This is a genomic window from Mycobacterium sp. UM_Kg1, from assembly GCF_000972925.1.
Taxonomy (GTDB): domain Bacteria; phylum Actinomycetota; class Actinomycetes; order Mycobacteriales; family Mycobacteriaceae; genus Mycobacterium; species Mycobacterium hiberniae.
In genome coordinates this window covers 1-2,291 of the sequence record NZ_JRMK01000276.1, presented here as the reverse complement: position 1 = coordinate 2,291, position 2,291 = coordinate 1, and the positions used below count along the sequence as shown (strand labels likewise).

Here is a 2,291-nt window from a genome sequence, read left to right as displayed (position 1 = left end):
CGTACAGCACGTGGGTGGCGGTGCCCAGTGCGGCGGTCAGCGTCGCGGGGTCCGCGCCTGCGTCCAGCACCGATGCCTCCAGGACCCGCACCCCGCCGGCGCGGGCGAGTTCGGCGCCGAGGTCCGGGTCGCCGATCACCAGCCACGACTGCTCGGCGGGCGCCCCGCCGGCCGGGGCCTCGGTGGCCGGCCAGGTCAGCTCGCACCACCAGTCTTCGGGCACCGAGCCAGGGCTGCCCGCCGCCCGCTGACCGGCCTCGGCGGACGGGGCGGCCCGCCGAGTCAGCTCGATCCAGTAACTGCTGTGCTGCCACGGGGTGGCCGGCAGCACCGGGTGCGGCTCCGGCGGGTGCGGCGTCTGCGGCGGCTGCGTGGTGTGCGTCCGGTTGAGGTTGGTGTGGAAGCTGACGGCATCGTCGCCGTCGCGGACCAAGGTCCCGACGCTGTGGTGATGCCCGCCGAGGGCCTCCACGGTGTCGGCGATCGCGTGAGTCAGGATCGGATGGGCGCTGACCTCGACGAACGTCGTGTAGTCGGCTGCCGCGGCCGCGACTGCCTGAGTCAGCAGCGCAGGCTTGCGGACATTGTCCACCCAGTAGTCGGCGTCCAGGATCGGCAGGCCACCGGCCGGCATGGCGGCTTCGCTCACGGTCGAATAGAACGGGATGGTGGCGACTTCGGGCGTCAGGTGCTCCAGTGCCGCGCGCAGCTCCGGCAGGATCGGATCCATCAACGCGGTGTGCGAGGCCACCTCCATGTTGACCCGCCGGGCGAACTTGTTTTGGCCGCTGACCGTGGCGATGACGGCATCGACCGGTGCCACCGGCCCGGCCACGACGGTCTGCTTCGGTGACAGGTATCCCGCCACACTGACATCCGGGTAGCCGGCCAGCAGCTCCTCGGTGCTCGCAGCGTCCAGGTTCAACGAGGCCACCGCGCCCTGCCCGGCCTGCCGCGACATCAGCTTCGAACGGGCGGCGATGACCCGGAAGCCGTCGGCCGGGCTCAACGCCCCGGCCACCACCGCGGCCGTGACTTCGCCCATGGAGTGACCGATGACGGCGTCGGGGTGCACCCCGTAGGAGCGCCACAGCTCGGTGAGCGCCAATTGCAGCGCCATCAGGACGGGCTGCACCTGCGCGTCTCCGCTGACCGGTTCGCCGCCGGAGATCACCTCCCACAGCGAGAACCCGACGTGCTCGACGAACGCCGGTTCCAGCACGGCCAGCGCCCGGGCGAACGCCGGCTCGTCGGTGAGCAGTTGCCGGCCCATGCCGGCCCAATGGGAGCCCTGGCCGGAGTAGACGAACACCGTGCCGGGGCCGCACGGCCCGTCGTGCGGACCGACGACGCCGCACCCCGGCTCGTCGAGCGAGCTGCCGTCGGCCAGTGCCCGCAACCCGCGGATCGCCGCCTCGCGGTCGCGGGCGCATACCGTGCCGAACAGCGGTTGCCGGGCGCGGTGATGGTTGAGCGTGTGCGCGACGTCGGCCAGTGCCACCCCGGAGCCGTCGCCGGCCAGCCAGTCGGCCAGCTCGCGCGCGGTCGCCGAGATCCGGTCGGGGGTGCGCCCGGAGACCACCAGGGTGGTGACCGCCGGGTCTGCTTCGCGCGCGGCGACCCGAGCGGGCGGAGCCTGCTCGATGACCACGTGGGCGTTGGTGCCACCGAACCCGAAGGATGAGATCCCGGCCCGCCGCGGGTGATCCGATGACGGCCAGTCCTGCTGTTCGGCGACGACCTTCAAACGCATCTGGTCGAAGGTGATGTGCGGGTTCGGCGTGTTGAAGTGCAGGTTCTTCGGAATCGTCCCGCGCTGCACCGCCAGCACCGCCTTAATGAAGCCGACCATGCCCGCAGCGGCCTCGAGGTGGCCCATGTTCGACTTCGCCGCCCCGATCAGCAGCGGGGACTCCGGGGAGCGACCCCGTCCCAACACGGTTCCCAGCGCCTTCGCCTCGATCGGATCACCCAGCAGGGTTCCGGTTCCATGGGTTTCGACGTAGTCGACCTCCTGCGGCGCGATTCCGGCGTCGGCATAGGCCGACCGCAACACCGCCATCTGGGCAGCCGGGTTCGGCGCGAGCAGACCGTTGGAGTGTCCGTCCTGGTTGATGGCCGAACCCCGCACCACGGCCAGCACCCGGTCGCCGTCGCGGCGGGCATCGGACAGGCGCTTGAGCACCACCACGCCGCAGCCCTCGCCGCGCACGAATCCGTCGGCGTCGGCGTCGAAAGCGTGGCACGCCCCGGTGGTCGAGAGCGCCCCGCTCTGGTCGAAGCCCCGGAAC

Annotated in this window: 1 protein-coding gene; it reads right to left on the bottom strand. The window is 71.8% G+C overall.

Features of this window, described 5'->3' with window-relative positions; genetic code table 11:
- On the bottom strand, window positions 1-2,291 hold a 2,291-nt coding region (locus LI92_RS20970; protein ID WP_046322375.1), incomplete at both ends, for a type I polyketide synthase.